Source organism: Herbaspirillum sp. FG34 (assembly GCF_057809315.1).
The window spans coordinates 281600-300007 of record NZ_JBMDJS010000005.1 but is presented as its reverse complement, the minus strand read 5'-3'; the positions used below and the strand labels follow the sequence as shown (position 1 = coordinate 300007).

The following is an 18408-nucleotide window of genomic DNA, read 5'->3' as shown; positions in this document are numbered from 1 at the left end:
GTGATTGTCCGCGATCCTGCCCCGAAAACACAAGCACCGGCACACAACGCCGTTTCCAGATGCCACAAAGACGAAGGACCGGCATCTTTCGATACCGGCCCTTCGCCTTCTTCCTCCCATCATTGCGCACGCTCTGCAAACACACGCAATGCCAGGTGCCTCAACTTTGATGCAATATTATCTTAAGCAATCGTTTATATCGTTTACTGGAAATACGGCGGCGGCTCTACGCCCATCCACAATTCCGAAGACAAGCGCATCATGTCATTGAGCGAACCGCGCTGGGCAAACATCTGGCGCAGCCAGCTGGCGTCGGACAGGCGATCATGTGCGATGCGACGCAGGCGCGCGAGGGTCTGCTGCTCGGCCTCATTGGCCACATACGGCTCCAGCAGCTGCAACTGCTGCAGCAGATGCTCATAGATGGGCAGCTTGCGCGATTGCGATGGCGTGGCGCCATGCAGGGCGAGCTGGCCATTGAGCCCGAAGCGGCTGGCCTCGAAGCGGTTGTACTGATACAGCAGATAGAAATCATCGCCGATGACGAAGGGTCGCTCGCTCAGGATCCAGCGTGCCAGCAGTTGCGCATACGCGCCCAAATGCGCGGCATGCTCGATGGTGAGCGGGGTATCGCAGACGCGGATTTCCACGGTGCCGTACTCGGGCTTGGGACGGATATCCCAATAAAAGTCCTTCATGCTGGCGATGATGCCCATCTGCAGCAACTCATCGTAATACGTCTCGAACTCGGCCCAGGTGGTATGTACCGGTGCCGTGCCCGACAACGGGAACGCGCGCACCACGTTGCTGCGCGAGGAATCGAACTTGGTATCGGCGCCCTGGTAGAAGGGCGAGGCCGCCGACAGCGCAATGAAGTGCGGTACGTAGCGCGAGAAGCCATGCGTGAGGTACAGCGCATCATCGCCGTTCTCCACACCGATGTGGATGTGCTGACCAAAGACGGTGAAGGTCTTGGCCAGGTAGCCGTATTTCTCGTGCAGGTGATGGAAGCGCTCGCTGGGCGTGATGCGCTGCTCGTTCCAGTGCTGGAAGGGATGCGCGCCGCCGCCGGAGACATCGATGTTGAGATACTGCGCGCCCCGGTTCAAGGCGGCACGCAAGCCCTTCAATTCCTCGATCAGTTCATCGACGCGGGTATGGATGCCGGAGTTCAGCTCGATCATCCCCTGCGTCATTTCCAGCTTGATCTGCTTTTGCAGGTCGCGCGGCTCGATCCAGTTGAGCAGGTCGACCGCATCGCTGGCGAGGTTGTAGTTGCGGCGGTTGACCAGTTGCAGTTCCAGCTCGATGCCCATGGTGAAGGGCGTGGAAGAACCGAACGGCAGGATGCCGGCGCTGCCCTGCGGTCCGGCCACGTGGGCGCGGTGGGCAGGGTCGTCGTGTTCGTTGCGGATCAGTGTGTCGGTATTCATTCGCGTCCACTCTCTCCCGATTTGATCAGGGCAAACTGGGTTGCCACCGGTCCCAGGAATTCCAGGACCACCATGCTGCCCGCCAGCAGCGGCAAGACATTGGCCGTGGTGTGCGGATACAGCGACGAGACCGTTTGCATCAGGCCCACGCCCACTTCCGTCATGGGCAAGGTACCCAGCGTGAGCAGGCCGGCCTGACGCCAGTTCATGCGCGCAAAGCGGGCGAACAGGAAGATGCCCAGGCCCATGGCCAGAAAGCGCGCCGCGATCAGGATCAGTACCGAGAAGCCCAACAGGCTCAGGTCCGACAACTTCATGGACGCACCCACGGTGACGAACAGCATCACCACGAACAGTTCATTGGCCACGCCAAACTCCAGCTCCATCAGATCGAACTGGCGATCCAGGTTCTTGGAGAGGATGGCGAAGATCAGCATGGACAGCATCACCGGCAGATGCAGTGCATGCGCCACGCCGATGGCCAGTGCGATCACCGAGATCACCAGCACGAACTGCGAACTGTTCTCGCGACCCAGCAGGCGCGCCAGCGGCATCATCAGCCAGTAGGTGAGATAGGCCAGAATGGCCGAGCCGATCAGGGAATACAGGGTGTGCTGGATCAAGGTCCAGACAGGTGTCCCCGCCTCATGCGCAATCACCGGCAGAAGCGCATAGGCGGCCAGCACGGCAACGAAATTGTTGAGCGCGGTCATGGCCGCCAGGCGCCGCGTGACCTGGCCTTCGGCCTTGAGGTCGCGCAACACCACCAGCACCACGGCAGGTGCGGTGGCAATGGCCATCACGCCACCCAAGAGCGCCATCACCGAATCGGTCCCGAACCAGGTCAGGGCGATGCTGACGAAGCCGAAGCACAGCACGGCCGAGACGGCCACCGTGATCATCAGCCATTTTTCGCGACGCAGCCAGCCGATGTCGACATAGCGACCCAGCTGATAGACCACCAGGGCGACAGCGATGTCGGCAAAGATGTTGGTGACCTTGAGGACTTCACCGGAGAGCAGATTGAAACCGCCCGCTCCCAGCAGGAAGCCGACCAGCAAATAACCCGTGATGCGTGGCACCCATGGGGACTTGGAAACTACATAGCCCGCGATCAGCCCGAACAGCAGCAGGCCGCCGAATACCAGCAGGGCATTCCATTGCAGCGTCTGTGCGAGGGTGAACGACGGAAGAGCCCACTCCATATCTCCTCCTGTAACGATTAGGTGTTGAACCGCACTGGCAAGCCATCAGGTGACATGCTCGATGCGGATCGCGTGAGCAACATGCCTGGCATGCGCTTGTCGAACTGCCCGACGAGATCGGGCCCGAGTCCGGAGAGAGGATTTTCCCAAAAAAATCGCCCACCGGAAAACTCGGAGCACAGAAGATATCACTCTTGCTCTACGCGATGATCTTTTTTTTACCTACAACGGAAATCTTGATTTCCTGATTTGATAGTTATTGAATTTCTGGAAGTTATCCGAAGCGCATTGAGAAGATGAATGTAGTTGGGGGAGCCTCAATGTTCCATCAGTGCGCCATCGGCGGTAATCAGCGCAGACCTGATTCGCTTGTCGGAAAAGACTGACATGAGCGCGCTGCGGTAACGGGCCAGTTGCGCGGCATAATCGGCGCGTTCGCTGTCGAGCAGGCGACGCTTGTAATCGAGCACCCAGACTTCGTCATCGAACATGACCACGCGATCGAGCCGCATCACCCCCGCAGGCGTGACGATCTCCATCTCATTGCGTGCCCAGCGATGCAACGCCGGATTGAAGAAGCGCTCCAGCTGCGGCTGCGCCAGCACCACGCGCGCCTGCGCATGCACCACCTGCGCCATCTGCGCAGAGATGCCCAGCCAGCGCACCAGCGCGGACGACGACGGCAGCTGCAGCGGCCATGCACTGCCATGCGTGAGCCGCTCCAGCAGCGCATGCAGGGCCACGCCTTCATCGATGGCCTCGGTGCTGACCAGCGTGCCATCGGCATCGACCTCGGGCAGCGCCTCTTCATCGTCCTGCGCTGCGCCAAACAGCGACATCGGCACCGGTTCGGGATCGAACAGCGCCAGCGAGAATTGCTCCTCGATGGCGGCGGCATCGGCGCCGTGAACGGCCTCCCCGCTGATCTCGCGCACCGGTGCATCGCTGGCGAAAAGACGCTGGTACCAGCTGCCTTCCACCACGCCACCCTCGCCCGCACCGCGCGTGCCGGCCACGCCCGAGACCAGCAGCAACTGCTTGGCGCGCGTGAGGGCAACGTAGAGCAGATTCCAGTCTTCCTGTGTCTTCAGGCTTTCCTCTTCCACAAACAGCGGGGCGCGCGCAACGCCGCGCTCGCTGCGTCGGCCGAAGGCAGAGAAGTGGGTCGGTGCATCCCGGTCTTGCGGCCAGGCGCAGAGGATGCCGAGATTGTCTTCCATCCCGTCACTGTGATTGGCGTCGAGAATGGCCACCACCGGCGCTTCCAGCCCCTTGGCGCTGTGCACCGTGAGAATGCGCACCGCATCGGCGCTGGCGTCGACGCTGGCCTCGTCGGGCGCATCACCGCCCGAGCTGCGCTGCAGGAGCCGCAAGGCATCGATGAACTTGGGCAGGCTGGGATAGCGTCCGGCATCCATGTTCAGCGACAACTCGACGAAGGCCGCGATATTGCCCAGCGTCTGGTTGCGCGTGAGCGGCGAGGCATGCTGCGCATAGCGCGCCACCAGTTCGCCCTGATGCAGGATCATGTCCAGCAGGTCATGCACCGGCAGGTGCGGTGCGGCCTGCAGCCAGCGTCGCAGCAGGGTCACGGCGCGCACCAGGGCGACCGGGGCCGCGCCTTGATCCTGCATCTCCTGCAGATGCTGCCACCAGTGCCCCCCCTCGGAATGCGCCACCCGGCGGGCGATCTGCACCAGCTCATCGTCGGCGGCCCCGATGATCGGGCTCTTGAGAACATGGGCCAGCGCCCGCGTATCGTTGGGGGTGATGAGGAAGGTCAGCAGCGCAATCAGGTCGGCGATCTCCAGCGATTCGAGCAGACCGCCGCGCTTGTCGGAAATGAAGGGAATCCCGGCGGCGCGCAAGGCGCTCTCATAGGCGGCCAGGTGCGTACGCTTGCGCACCAGCAGCATGATGTCGCCCCAGCGCATCGGCCGAGTACCCCGGCCTTCGGCCACCGGCACTTCGCGACAGGCTTTGAGCAAGGCCTGCGCCAGCGCCTGTCCTTCCAGCAGGCGGCGGGCATCGTCTTGCTCACCGCGTGGCGTGGTCAGCGGATTGCGCCAGGGGATGATGTCTTCAGCGTTTTCCGTGGCCTCGTGGGAAGCCGATTCGTCGGCGGTTTCAGGCGCATTGACGTTTTCTGCATCATCATCCTGACGCGCCAGCGGAAGCCGCCACACCTCGCCCCCGGCAAGGCCCAGCGTGGTCTGCTGCGCAAACAGCGGATTGCCACCCATGACGAATGAACGATTCAGTACATCGACCACGGCCGAGGCATTGCGGCGCGTCTGGTTGGCGCGCAGGATGGCCGCGCCCTGCGCCCCCAGCATCTCGCGCGCGGCGACGAACACGCGCGGTTCGGCTCGGCGGAAGCGGTAGATGGACTGCTTGGGATCGCCCACCACGAACACGCTGGGCTGAGCCGCATCATCGCCATAGGCATCCAGCCAGCTGCGCACGATGCACCATTGCAGCGGATTGGTATCCTGGAATTCATCCAGCAGGATGTGCTTGTAGCGCGCATCCAGCCGGGTCTGCAGATAGGCCGCGCTGGCCTCGTTGCGCAGCAGGCGGTAGGCCTGCCATTCGAGGTCGGCAAAGTCCAGCGCGCGCTGTTCGGACTTCACTTCCTGGTAGCAGGCCAGGTAGGCGCGGCCTGCCGTGAAGAGGGCGCGGTTGAGTTGCAGTACGGCCTTTTCCTTGCTGCGTCCCTGCAACTTGCGCAGTTCGTTGCCAACTGCATTGAACTCCTCTTCAAAGGCCGCCAGCGCAGCCTCCTCGCCGGTGCCGAAGTGCTGCGCCAGTGCGGCCAGCAGGGACTTGGCCTTGCCGTTCTTGCGCGGCTTGTCCTTGTCGTCGACGAACTGGTTGCAGAGCGCATCGAAGTTGTCCAGCGCGGCACCCGCCGTCAAGGCCGATTCGATGGCCACCGCACGGTCCTTGTTGGGCTTGCCGCCCTGCCCCAGCAGGAGGGCGATCTGGCTGGCACGCGCTACCAGCGCGGGATCATCCCACAGCGACAGGCGCGCATCACGCTGCGCATCGTCGCCGCACAGGGCTTCCAGCCAGCGCAGGGGCGCAGGTATCGCAGCGCCGTCCTCCCCCTCTTCAACGTCGTCCTGGGTAGCGGCCCACCATTCGGCACGCTTGTCGATGAAGGCATCGAGCAACTGGCGTGCATTGAAATCGCCGGCCAGTTCATAGAGTTCCAGCAACGCCGCCTTGATGGGGGCGCCCTCGGGATCGCGCAGCTGCTGCATGAAGCGACGGTAGGCTTCGTCCAGCAGTTCGCCATTCTTTTCGGTCAGGGTATAGCCGTGGGGCACCCCCGAGGCCAAAGGTGCAATCTGCAACAAACGCGCGAACCAGCTATGGAAGGTATCGATGGACAGGCTCTGTTCTGAGGCGAGGATGCGCTCGTAGAGTCCACGCGCGATCGGCAGCAGCCGCGGCAGATCGGGTTCGGCCACGCCGCGCTCGCGCAACAGGGTAGCGGCCTGCGTGTCATCGGCCAGGGCCAGTTCATGGAGCAGTTCGAGCAGGCGCTCGCGCATTTCCTGGGCGGCCTTGCGGGTGAAGGTGATGGCCAGCAGTTCCGGCGCCTGCGCACCGGAGAGCAGCAAGCGCAACATGCGCGCCACCAGCAGCCAGGTCTTGCCGCTGCCGGCGCAGGCTTCCACCACGACCGAATGGCGCGGATCGCAGGCTGCGCGCGTGAAGACGGCAGCCTCCACCGCCTGACCATTGACCTCGTAGGCGGCGGCTTGCTTGTCGGCGGCGCTCACAGCCACGCTCCCTTGCGGCACAGGCCACGCATCTCGCAATACTGGCAGACCGATTCGATGCCGTTGGCCGGCAGGGCTGCGCCGTGGGCGACGGCGTGCATGGTGGTGGTGATCTGTTGCTGGAGCATCTTCTGTTGGCGTACGAAATCAGGGGCGGCGGCATCGCCGGTTTTCTTGTCGGGGCCGAGTTCAAGGGCGACGTAGTGTGCGTGTTCCACCCTGCCACCGGCGAGCAGGCCGTAGAAGGCCAGCTGATGGTCGTCCTCTTCCTTGACCTTCTGCCGGAGCTGGCCGACGGGACGGGTCTTGTAGTCGAGCACGGCGCGCTCGCCATCGGCATTGCGATCCACGCGGTCGAGGCGCCCGACCAATTCGATACCGCCGTCTTCCCACTGCAGGGCGTGTGATTGCGCTTCTTCACCGAAGGCAAAATGCCAGCCCTCGGCTTCGCGCTCATTGGCCCACAGGAGATAGGCCGGCATCACCTTCTGCCAGCGCGCATGGAAGGCCAGCGCCGCCGGATGGCGCTGCATCTCGCGCTGGAACACCTCCTCGGAAAACTGCGCCAGCAGCGGCGCGCGGGCTGGCAGCGGGGTGGCGTTATCGCGCAGGTGGGCGTGATAACGATAAAGAATTTCGTGCAGCCAGCTGCCGTAGTCGCGCTTCTCGGGCAGGTCCGACAACTCATCCATCACCGCCACGCGCAGCATGCGTTGCGCGAAGAATCGATAGGGGCACGCCAGAAAACTGCCGAAGCCGCTGGCCGACAAGGACGTCGGCAACAGATCCGGTGCGCTCGGCATGGGCATGGATGAGACTACGGCACGCAATGGCTTCACCGGTGGCGGCAGCGTCACGCGTTCCAGTGCCGCGGCGCCCTGCTGCGCCAGCTTCAGTTCGAGGCGCTGGATCCACGGGCTGACCGGATTGGGTTCGCCCTCCTGATGAGTCTGCCAGCACAGCACCACCTCCGGATTCACGCACAGCAATTCGGTGAGATCGCGCAATTGCTGACGCTGGCGCGTGGCCCGCGTGGCCAGGTTCAGCTCGCGCCGTACGGCATTGGAGAAGAACAGGGTTTCCTGCGGAGGTGAAGGTAAATGCGCGGCATCGGCACCGATCACCAGTACCGCCTCGAAACGCCGCAGCCGCGCGCCGTTCAGCGGCAGCATCACGACGCGCCGGTCCTTGATCGGCGGCATGAAGGAAGTGGCATCCAGGCGCAGGTTGAGCAGCGCGCGCCATTCGGCGAAGCTGAACGTATCGCTCAGGCCACCTTGCTCGGCGGCGATCTCGTCGAGCATCAGCAGGCATTGCTCCCCCGCGCCGTCGGCGCGCAGCGCGGCGTCCATGCCCAGCGCCTGGCACAGGCCGCGTTGCGTCTCGCACCATTGCGCCAGCGTCTTGCGACCACCGAAGCGCGCGGCCTGCCTGGCCAGCGTCATGATGCAGGCCAGCTCATCCTCACGCCCTGTCTCGGCGAAGGCCGATTGCAGCGCCTGCCAGTCACCGGCGATATTGGTACGGCGCAGGCGCGCCTCGATGCGCATGACGCGGTCGGTGCGGTCGGCATCGTCGGGGAAGACGAAGGGCGATTTCAGCAGGTCCAGCAGTGCATTGGTTTCACCCCGGGCCGAGACCAGGTCGTTCCAGGCCGCCAGGGCGGCGGCGGCGCGGGTGGTGGAGAGTTTCCAGCCGGTCTCGTCGGCCACGGACACTTCGGCGCGCTCCAGCAGGGCGCGCAGGCGACGTGCGGTGACGCGATCCTGGGCCACGATGGCGATGTCGGTCTTGCCCTGCTGCAGCCAGCGCAACACGATCTGTGCGCTTTGCACGGCGGCGTTCTCCAGATCCGCGGCGGGGCACAGTCGCGGTAGCGCGATGGACGGTGCAGTGGCAGCGGCGGGCGCGCCGGGCTCCGGCGCGATGGTGTCATCGTCCTGCACCAGTTCTTCCCAGGCCGACAGATACAAGGGATGCCGTGGTGCGATGGCTGCGCGACGCCAGTCCAGCGTGACGATGCGCACCGGCTGGCGCTGCGCATAGGCTGCGAGGAAGGCCGCATCCAGCGGCTCCGGCTCGGTCGGGCTGACCCATACCAGTGGCAGGCTGGCCTGCTCGGCCAGGGCCAGCATCGCATCGAAGCGCTGCACGATGCGGTCCTGGGCATCGAGCTGGGTCTTCCAGACCTGCCACACCAGCGCCGCTTCATCGGAGAGCATGCCGTGCGCCGAAGGCGCCAGCGGTTCCAGCAATTGCGCCAGGGCCTGGGTCCAGCGGCCCACGGCGGCGTCTTCGCCATCAGCATTGGCGCGGATCTCCGGCAGCAATGCCAGGGTCAGCTCATCGGACAGGGACAGCAGCGTATGCGCCAGCGGCAGCAGATCGGCGTTGCGACGGGCGGAAAACATTTTCTTGAGCCAGCCATGCTCGCGCAATTGCGCGTAGAGCTGCATGAGTCGCTCGCTCTCGGAGGGCGGCGTACGCTCGCCCGGCGGCTGCATCGCCAACAGGCCCGAGAGCGTATTGATGCGCGGGGCGATATAGGGACGACGCAGTTCGCGGGCCAGGGCCGCCTTGAAATTCTGGGCGTGGGAAAACGCCGGCACCATCAACTGCACGCCCGAGAAATCCAGCGTTCCGGCTGTCTGGGCCTGCAACGCCTGGCCCAGCGGCTGGCCCTCGCGCAGCAGCGCACGCACGGCCTGTTGCCAGAAATCGGGAGTGGGCGGGATCGGTACGGTAGCAAGCAGCATGCGTTCTCTGTTCTCTGGATTCGGTGAGGGCTGGTGAGGATAGCGCGGACGCCCTGCCAAGGCGCCACGAGAGGTGGCACAAGAGCAGGGATGGCCGGCACGGCCATTGTATTTTTCTCTTGCTCCAACAGATTTTTTCAATCGCCTGCGCGCAGCCGCTGTTGCGCATTGTATGCCAGCCAGCCCCGGAGCGGCCCTTGCGCCGGGCTCGGTGCCTGCGGGCAAAGCCGCGCCGGTACTCGGTTGGCGCCGAAGCAGTCGCAATGAGGACGGGTGACAACAAGCCCTGGCCTGCGCGTCTACACTTTCCCTGAAAATGGGTTATGATTGCCCCTGTACCCCGCCGCTTACCTCTGCCGCGCTTCAATTACAACTTGAATCGGCGCGCAACGACTCCACGTAGACCTAGCAACTCCGGAAGCGTTGATGGCTCACGCCAGGCCTGATGGTATGTGTCCACGGCGCTGATTGACTAATTACACCACTGCCTCATCTCGAGGAAATGCCATGAGCGAACATATCAAACATATTACTGACGCCTCCTTCGAAGCCGATGTGCTGAAGTCCGACAAGCCCGTGCTGGTTGATTTCTGGGCCGAATGGTGCGGTCCCTGCAAGGCCATCGCCCCGATCCTGGAAGAAGTCGCCAAGGAATACGACGGCAAGCTGCAGATCGCCAAGCTGGACGTGGATTCCAACCAGGCCATCCCGGCCAAGTTCGGCATTCGCGGCATCCCGACCCTGATCCTGTTCAAGAACGGCGCAGCCGCTGCCCAGAAGGTCGGCGCACTGGCCAAGGGTCAGTTGGTCTCGTTCATCGACAGCAACATCTGATTCTGATGTAACATCCGACGGCGGCGCGCTCGCGCTGCCGTCCGCCCGGCACAGGACGCCCGGCTTTATCCTAGATCCACACCACGCAATTCCCTCCCCCACCTTTACTTATCCCGTCCCGGGACACTCATATGCACTTATCAGAACTAAAAGCGATGCACGTCTCTGCCTTGCTGGAAATGGCCATCAGCCTGGACATCGAGAATGCTGCGCGCCTGCGCAAACAGGAGCTGATGTTTGCCATCCTGAAGAAGCGCGCAAAATCAGGAGAACAGATTTTTGGCGATGGCGCCCTCGAAGTGTTGCCTGACGGCTTCGGCTTCCTGCGCTCGCCCGACGCCAGCTACATGGCGTCCACCGACGACATCTACATCTCGCCTTCGCAGATCCGTCGTTTCAACCTGCACACCGGCGACTCCATCGAAGGTGAAGTGCGCACGCCCAAGGATGGCGAGCGCTATTTCGCCCTGGTCAAGGTCGACAAGGTCAACGGCGAACCGCCGGAAGCCTCCAAGCACCGCATCCTGTTTGAAAACCTCACGCCCCTGCATCCCAACAAGCTCTTGCAGCTTGAGCGCGACATGCGCGGCGAGGAAAACATCACCGGCCGCATCATCGACCTGATCGCCCCGGTCGGCCGCGGCCAGCGCGGCCTGCTGGTGGCCTCGCCCAAGTCGGGCAAGTCGGTGATGCTGCAACACATCGCCCACGCCATCACCACCAATCATCCGGACACCGTGATGATCGTGCTGCTCATCGACGAACGTCCTGAAGAAGTGACCGAAATGCAGCGCTCGGTGCGCGGCGAAGTGGTCGCCTCCACCTTCGACGAACCGGCCACGCGTCACGTGCAGGTCGCCGAGATGGTGCTGGAAAAGGCCAAGCGCCTGGTGGAAATGAAGAAGGACGTGGTCATCCTGCTGGACTCGATCACCCGTCTGGCACGCGCCTACAACACCGTCATCCCGGCCTCCGGCAAGGTGCTCACCGGCGGTGTGGATGCCAACGCGCTGCAACGCCCGAAGCGTTTCTTCGGCGCGGCACGTAACGTCGAAGAAGGCGGCTCGCTGACCATCATCGCCACCGCTCTGATCGAAACCGGTTCGCGCATGGATGACGTGATCTACGAAGAATTCAAGGGCACCGGCAACATGGAAGTGCACCTGGAACGTCGCCTGGCCGAGAAGCGTGTCTACCCCGCCATCAACCTCTCCAAGTCCGGCACCCGCCGCGAAGAGCTGTTGATCAAGCCGGACCAGCTGCAAAAGATCTGGGTGCTGCGCAAGCTCATGTACGACATGGATGAAATCGAGGCGATGGAATTCATCCTCGACAAGATGAAGTCCACCAAGAACAACGCCGAGTTCTTCGACATGATGCGCCGGGGCAACTAAGTTCATCAAAGCAACTAAGTCCTTGGCAGGCTCGGAAAACGGCATGTCCCTCACCGGACATGCCGTTTTTCATTGCCCGATGGGAAACAAGCGGGGCGCGTTTTCATCTGAAATACCACGCCGCACCGGCCCGGGCGCTTGCCCGCCTTGACCCAAGCCCCTGATTCCACTGTATAATTTCGGACTTTTCCAAACCGGCAAGTGATCATCAATCGGGTCAAGAAGCAGGGCGACCGACGAAGTGGCGATTGGCTACCAAACTACTCTTGAGGCAATCATGAAAGAAGGCATCCACCCGGATTACCGCGAAGTCCTGTTCCACGACATGTCGAACGACTTCAAGTTCATCACCCGCTCGACCATCGGCACCCGCGAAACCGCCGAGTTCGAAGGCAAGCAATATCCCCTGGTGAAGATCGAAGTGTCCTCCGAATCGCACCCGTTCTACACCGGCAAGCACAAGATCGTCGACACCGCTGGCCGCGTCGAGAAGTTCCGCCAGAAGTTCGGTTCCGTCGGTTCGAAGACTGCGGTCTCGAAGGCGTAATCTGTACTTCCCTCAAAAAAGGCAGCTCCGGCTGCCTTTTTTGTTTGGATCTTCGGTGGTGCCCAGGCCGCGCCTGCACCACGATGTAGCAGACAGAAACAACTTTTTACCGGGTTTTCCTGCACAATAGGGCCTGCTAAAAAAACACCAGCCGCCGAACACAACGGCGACCGCGCGGCCCAGGCCCTCCGGCCAGCGCATCACCCAACACGCAGCACAGAACAAGAGCAACAAGATCTTGATGAAGCCAGTCCGTCTTCCCGCCGCCGCGACCAATGCGCTTCCGCGCATGGTCCTGCTTGCGCTTGCCCTCCTCTACATCCTGCCCGGCCTGATCGGCCGCGATCCGTGGAAGAACGAGGACGCCACCAGCTTCGGCATCATGTGGACCATGGCCCACGGCACGCTGACCGACTGGCTCACCCCCAACGTGGCCGGCCTGCCGCTGCCGGCCGAAAGCCCGCTGGCCTACTGGTTTGGTGCAATCTGCATCAAACTCTTCGGCTGGCTGCTGGGCGACCCGCTGGCCGCGCGCATCTCGGTGGTGGGCTGCTTCCTGGTCGGCTCCATGTCGATCTGGTACACCACCTACCTGCTGGGTCGCCGCGCCGAAGCACAGCCCTTGAAGCTGGCCTTCGGCGGCCAGCCCGAGCCCAAGGACTTCGGCCGTACCCTGGCCGATGGCGCCTTCCTGATCTATCTCGGTTTCCTCGGCCTGCTGCTGCACAGCCACGAGACCAGTCCCAAGACCCTGCAGATCGCGCTGGTGGCCTATGCCATGTTCGGCGCGGCGCGTGTGTTCGATGCCGGCAAGTGGCGTCACGGCATGTGGCTGGGCCTGGCGCTGGGCATGCTGGTGCTGACCTATGGCTGGCTGCTGCCGGCTGGGGTGCTCATCGCGCTGGTGCTGCTGGCGCTCCTGCGCAAGGACGGCCGCGCCATGAGCCGCTTGCTGTTGCTGGCACTGCCGCTGGCCCTGCTCATCAGCGCGGTATGGGTGGTGGCCTTGCAGCACCTTATCCCGGCCGAAGCGGCCAGCCAGTTCGAACTGTGGATGAGCTGGAACATCTACCAGCTCAATCGTCCGACGCTGTCCACCCTGGCCTTCCTCGGCAAGTACGGCGTCTGGTTCGCCTGGCCCGCCTGGCCTTTCGCCGGCTGGGCGCTGTACGCCTGGCGACGTCAGCTGGGTTCGCTGCACATCGCCTTGCCATTGGCCTTCCTGATCCCCATCACGCTGCTGGTGCTCATCAACGTGCATCGTGAAGAAGGCATGCTGCTGCCGCTGCTGCCGGCACTGGCGATCCTGGCCGCCTTCGGCCTGCCGACCATGAAGCGCGGCGCCATCAATGCGGTGGACTGGTTCTCGGTAATGACGCTGACCACCTCGGCCGCCTTCATCTGGATCGGCTGGATCGCCAAGGAAACCGGCTGGCCGGCGCAGATCGCCCGCAATGCCTACAAGCTGGCCCCCGGCTTCAAACCCGGCTTCACCTGGATTTCCCTGGCCATAGCCGTGGCCGCCACCATCGCCTGGATCGTCGTGGTGCACTGGCGCATCTCGCGCCGTCCTTCGGTACTGTGGCGCGCGGTCGTGCTGTCCTCGGGCGGCGTGATCCTGTGCTGGGTACTGCTGATGACGCTGTGGCTGCCCTGGGTCAACTATGGCAAGAGCTATGCAGGCGTGGCCGAACAGATCGAATCGAAACTGGGCTCGGTCAAGCAATGCGTACAGACCAATGTCGGTCCGGCCCAGCGCGCTTCCTTCGCCTACTTCGGCAACGTGCGCTTTGCCGACGAGCGCGACCAGAGCTGCGACTACCTGCTGCTGCAGGATGACATCAGCAACCAGGATGCCTCGCTCATGCTGCGCCAGTACCCTGGCAACTGGCGCATGCTCTGGGAAGGCCGCCGGCCCTCCGACCGCGACGAGCGCTTCCGCCTGTATCGCCGCGCCGGTCGCTGATCGGGGACCATCGCCGCGTGACCACTGAACTGCCCGCCCTCTCCTCCCGCCATCACGTCGGCCGCATCGCGCGGCTAGCCTGGCCACTGCTGATCGGGCAGCTGGCCATCATCGCCAATGGCGTCATCGATACCGCCATGGTCTCGCGCTTTTCGGCCCTGGACCTGGGCGCGCTGGCACTGGGCGTGTCGATCTACGTGAGCGTCTTCGTCGGCCTGTCGGGCGTATTGCAGGCGCTGCAGCCCACCATCGGCCAGCTCTTCGGCGCCGGTCGCACGGGCGAGATCGGCCACGAGGTCAAGCAGGGCCTGTGGCTGGCCGTACTGCTGTCCATCGTGGGCTCCCTGATCCTGATGTTCTCACCGCTCTTCCTGGCGCTGGCCAAGGCTTCGCCGGAACTGGTGGAAAAGGCCACGCTGTACCTGCGCATCGAAGCGCTGGCGCTGCCGGCCACGCTGTTCTTCCGCGTCTATTCCTCGCTCAATACGGCACTGGCCCGGCCCAAGATGGTGATGGCCCTGCAACTGGGCGGACTGCTGCTGAAGCTCCCGCTCAATGCCCTGCTCATCTTCGGCGGCCTGGGACTGCCGGCCTTCGGCGGCCCAGGCTGCGCCATCGCCACCACCCTCATCGCCTGGCTGATGATGATCGCGGCCTGGATGCTGGTCGCCCGCCTGCCCCTGTATCGTCCGCTCAAGCTGTTTGGCAGCGGTTTCGTCGCGCCCTCCTGGAAAAGCCAGCGCACCCTGCTGCGACTGGGCATTCCGATCGGCATGTCCTATTTTATCGAGGTCACCGCCTTCACCTTGATGGCGGTGTTCATCGCGCGCCTCGGTGCTGTCCCGGTGGCCGGACATCAGATCACGGCCAATGTCGGCACGGTGCTCTACATGCTGCCGCTGTCCATTGCCAGCGCCACCGGCACGCTGGTGGCGCAAGCCATCGGCGGCGGCAACATGCCTGAGGCCAGAAAGATCGGCCGTGCCGGCATACGCCTGGCGGTGTCGCTGTCGGTGGTCATCGGCGTGATCGTCTGGTTCCTGCGGGGGCATATCATTCGCGCCTATACGCCGGACCCGGTCATCGTCAGTGCGGCACTGCCGCTGTTCCTCTACATCGCCTTCTACCAGCTGTTCGATTCCATGCAGGTGACCACGGCCTTCGTGCTGCGTGCCTACAAGGTGGCAGTGGTACCCACCGTCATCTACGCGGTCACGCTGTGGGGGGTGGGTCTGGGCGGCGGTTATCTGCTGGGACTCGATCCGCTGGGCGTGACACCGTCGGCCCTGCGCGGTCCGGCCGGATTCTGGCTGGCCAACAGTGTCAGTCTCGGCCTGGTGGGTGCAGGACTGCTGGCCTATCTGCGGGTCATACAGCGCCGCGCGCAACGCGGCGAACTCAGCGTTTGATCACGCTGCCGGCCGCAAACAGATCGTCATTGCTGGCATTGACCAGTCCGGGCACGCTCAAGGGCTCATCCGGTCGCCCCAGCAGGAAGCCCTGCACCTGATCACAATGCAGCAGCTGCAGTTCGCGCAACTGCCCTTCGGTCTCCACCCCTTCGGCCACCACTTCCATCTGCAGGGCATGTGCCAGCGCGATGATGGCGGCCACGATGGCGCGTCCGGAGTGGTCCTCCAGGTCCAGGCGCGAGGTAAAGAAACGGTCGATCTTGACCTGCCGGCAGTGGAACTGCGCCAGATAGGCCAGGCTGGAATAGCCGGTGCCGAAGTCATCGATGGCAATGTCGAAGCCCAGTGACTGCAGCTCGCGCACCACCCGCGTGGTGCGCTCCACATCCTTCATGGCGGCCGTTTCCGTGATCTCGAACATGAGCCGCTGCGGCGCGATGCCGGCTGCGCTGACCACCTCGACGATGCTGTCCACCAGATCGCTGCGCATCTGCAGCGGCGACAGGTTCATGGCCACCTTGACCGGCTTCATCCCGGCCGCATCCCAGCAGGCGATCTGCCTGCACACCGCCTGCAGCACCCAGTCACCGATGCTGAGGATCTGGCCCGAACGCTCGGCGATGGGAATGAATTCGGACGGCGCCATCTCGCCCAGTTCAGGATGATGCCAGCGCAGCAGGGCTTCCAGCCCGGTCAGTTCCTTGCCGGCGCCACGATATTTGGGCTGGAAATGCAGGCGGAACTGCTGGCCGTCGATGGCCTGCTGCAGTGCCTGCCGCACCTGCAGATGGCGCATGGCACTGGCGTGCATGGCTGGTTCGAAGAAGCGATAGGTATTGCGACCGCTCTGCTTGGCCTCGTACATGGCGGCGTCAGCGTTCTTCATCAGGGCATCGACCGACTCCCCACTGTTGGGATAGACGGCAATGCCGATGCTGGAGGTCACGCGCAGGGTCGCGTCCTCGATCTGGAAATCCTGGCGCAATACGGCCAGGATGTTTTCCGACAATTGCTCCACCACCTCGGGCGTGGAGAGATTGCTCATCACCACCACGAACTCGTCGCCACCAATGCGCGCCACCATGTCCTCGCCCCGGATGCAGGCGCGGATACGTTGCGCCACGGCCACCAGCAGGCCATCCCCGACGGCATGGCCGAGCGAATCGTTGATGGCCTTGAAGCCATCGAGATCCATGAACAGCACCGCGAACGGCCTGCCATTGCGGCGCGCCACCTCTACCGCATGCTGGATGCGGTCCGCCAGCAAAGCCCGGTTGGGCAGGCCGGTGAGTACATCATGGGTGGCAAAGTGCAGCAGCTTGTCATTGGTGCGACCGACGATCTTCTTCAAGACCTGGTTGCGCTGCACGCCGCTGACCACCAGCGCCAGCGCCATGGCCAGGAAGGCCAGGAACACCAGGCCATTGACCAGATGCTCACGCGTGATGCCTTCTCCGGCCAGGCCCTGCGTCTGCGGGTCGATGTGCAGAGCACGCAGCCCGGCCACCGCCGCCGACACCACTCCGGCACCCACCAGCAAGGCGGCCAGCACGCGACGAGCCTGCTGCGAGTTGAGCGAACCGGTCATGGGCTTGCGTCCGTTGCTGGCCGAAAAGAGCGTGACGATGAACACCGCCAGCACCTCCGATACCACCAGCGCCAGGATCAGCAGGTGCGTGTCGTACAGCACGGGCGGCACCAGCGTCATGGAGCGCAGCGCAATGTGGAAGGCGGCATTGAAGGCTGCGCCGATGGCCAACCCGCCGATCACCAGCCGGGTGGAATGGGGGCGCCGCATGCCCGTCAGGTGCATCAGGTAAAAGGCGCTGGCCAGGCACAGCAACAGGGCCAGCACCACCATGCGCGCATCGAAACCAATGCGCACGGGGGTGTCCAGCGAGGCCACGGTCAGCAGCATGGCGCCCCACACGCCCATGCCGAACACGACCGCCCCTACCGAGAGCCATAGCCGGCGACGCTGGGCTTCCTGCAGCACGATGCGCTCGGAGACCTCCAAGGCCGCATAGGACGACAGGCTGGCGACCAGCAAGGCGAAGGCCAACAGCAGGAAATGAAAGGAAGCTGACATCGTCGGACCTGGCTCGGGTGCGCACCTTCCACGCGGGCGATCGCTGGGAGCCCGCAGGACAGCACGCCTGCTCGGTATCGCGGCCGTTCCGTCCCGGTGCACCCACGCTGCCGACATGGCGTAGCGGGCTGCAGGACGTCAGTCGATCGCCGTGGCATCTCCACGGGTCGCCGCGTTCCATCCCGCAATGGAGCTGGCCGCATCGCGTGCGGCAGGAAACCATGCCACTGACGCGACGCCACAGGCGTCATTGCGGGAACATCAAAAAGTTACGTAACAAAAACGTACCACAAGGATGCTGCTGACTTCTTTGATTTGTTCGATTAGTTGCAACCAGCCTGCTGCTCGTGTGACTGTCCGGAAAGTTTTCGGACCTTGCTGCCCCCCAAAAGGGTGGACCGAATTATCTAACAAAATTCCATCCCCGTGGAATGGGAAAGATATCGGCTATTCATTCACCGGATGCCCGGTTCCCCTTTTCTCTGTCCCGCTATTCTAGCGCGCTTCGGGCGCGAAATGCCGCGCCGCGCCAGATCGTAAAGCCCGCATCGCGTACCACGGCGCGTGTCTCGCGACGGACACAAACCTTAAAAATTTGCGCCTGCCCGATGCACACGCAAGACATCTGGACCGACAATGCAGACATCACAAGACCGGCATCGTCCCTCCTGCGCCAAGCATGCGATGCACCCGGCCGGCCCTGCAACAAACTCTCCACGACGTACTTGCAGTGGCCTGATGACCTGACATCTGTGCACGGCGCACCGTGCCAAATGCGGCTGCACACTGCACCAAAGATCGCTGTGGAGACTTGCACATGGACGCTTTCCCATCGGCCGGAAATGCTTGCCGGAACTGCTTCGGCGGGGTGGCGTGCGACCCGTTGCCGGAGCGATGGCGCAGACGTTCAAGGCAGTGAGTATAAATCACGTTTGCGGCGTAACTCACCTCGGAAGCAAACGTACCCCGGAAAGCGCTACC

Annotated in this window: 10 protein-coding genes; 5 read left to right on the top strand and 5 right to left on the bottom strand. The window is 63.4% G+C overall.

Annotated features, from left to right (window positions below; translation table 11 throughout):
* Positions 1-203 precede the first annotated feature (203 nt).
* From ACODSZ_RS09235 to ACODSZ_RS09220, 4 genes are all read right to left on the bottom strand, one after another.
* On the bottom strand, positions 204-1433 hold the full coding sequence (locus tag ACODSZ_RS09235; protein ID WP_008325791.1) for a YbdK family carboxylate-amine ligase: 1230 nt from the start codon (positions 1431-1433) through the stop codon (positions 204-206).
* Positions 1430-2638, bottom strand: a complete 1209-nt coding sequence (locus ACODSZ_RS09230; protein ID WP_175342701.1) for a cation:proton antiporter — start codon at positions 2636-2638, stop codon at positions 1430-1432. The genes ACODSZ_RS09235 and ACODSZ_RS09230 overlap by 4 nt, the downstream gene beginning before the upstream one ends.
* Before the next feature lie 317 nt (positions 2639-2955).
* On the bottom strand, positions 2956-6429 hold the full coding sequence (locus ACODSZ_RS09225; protein ID WP_488927438.1) for a UvrD-helicase domain-containing protein: 3474 nt from the start codon (positions 6427-6429) through the stop codon (positions 2956-2958).
* A complete protein-coding gene (locus ACODSZ_RS09220; protein WP_488927437.1) occupies positions 6426-9185 on the bottom strand; it encodes a PD-(D/E)XK nuclease family protein in 2760 nt (919 codons plus the stop codon). Before ACODSZ_RS09220 ends, ACODSZ_RS09225 begins: the two co-directional genes overlap by 4 nt.
* Positions 9186-9692: 507 nt before the next feature.
* On the opposite strand from ACODSZ_RS09220, the gene trxA reads away from it, so the two are divergent.
* From trxA to ACODSZ_RS09195, 5 genes are all read left to right on the top strand, one after another.
* Positions 9693-10019, top strand: a complete 327-nt coding sequence (gene trxA / locus ACODSZ_RS09215) for a thioredoxin TrxA (RefSeq protein ID WP_006462943.1) — start codon at positions 9693-9695, stop codon at positions 10017-10019.
* Positions 10020-10150: 131 nt separating this feature from the next.
* A complete protein-coding gene (gene rho / locus ACODSZ_RS09210) occupies positions 10151-11413 on the top strand; it encodes a transcription termination factor Rho (RefSeq protein ID WP_008325783.1) in 1263 nt (420 codons plus the stop codon).
* Between the two features lie 277 nt (positions 11414-11690).
* Positions 11691-11960: a type B 50S ribosomal protein L31 gene (locus tag ACODSZ_RS09205; RefSeq protein WP_008325780.1), complete on the top strand. Its 270-nt coding sequence runs from the start codon at positions 11691-11693 to the stop codon at positions 11958-11960.
* A gap of 241 nt (positions 11961-12201) precedes the next feature.
* Positions 12202-13926, top strand: coding sequence for an ArnT family glycosyltransferase (locus ACODSZ_RS09200; protein WP_175342698.1), 1725 nt, complete (start codon positions 12202-12204; stop codon positions 13924-13926).
* Positions 13927-13943: 17 nt separating this feature from the next.
* Positions 13944-15335, top strand: coding sequence for an MATE family efflux transporter (locus ACODSZ_RS09195; RefSeq protein ID WP_008325776.1), 1392 nt, complete (start codon positions 13944-13946; stop codon positions 15333-15335).
* Here ACODSZ_RS09195 and ACODSZ_RS09190 read toward each other — a convergent pair.
* Positions 15325-17427 (bottom strand): putative bifunctional diguanylate cyclase/phosphodiesterase, encoded by a 2103-nt coding sequence (locus ACODSZ_RS09190; protein ID WP_488927436.1) that lies wholly within the window; start codon positions 17425-17427, stop codon positions 15325-15327. The two genes, ACODSZ_RS09195 and ACODSZ_RS09190, sit on opposite strands and share 11 nt — an antisense overlap.
* Positions 17428-18408: the final 981 nt, after the last annotated feature.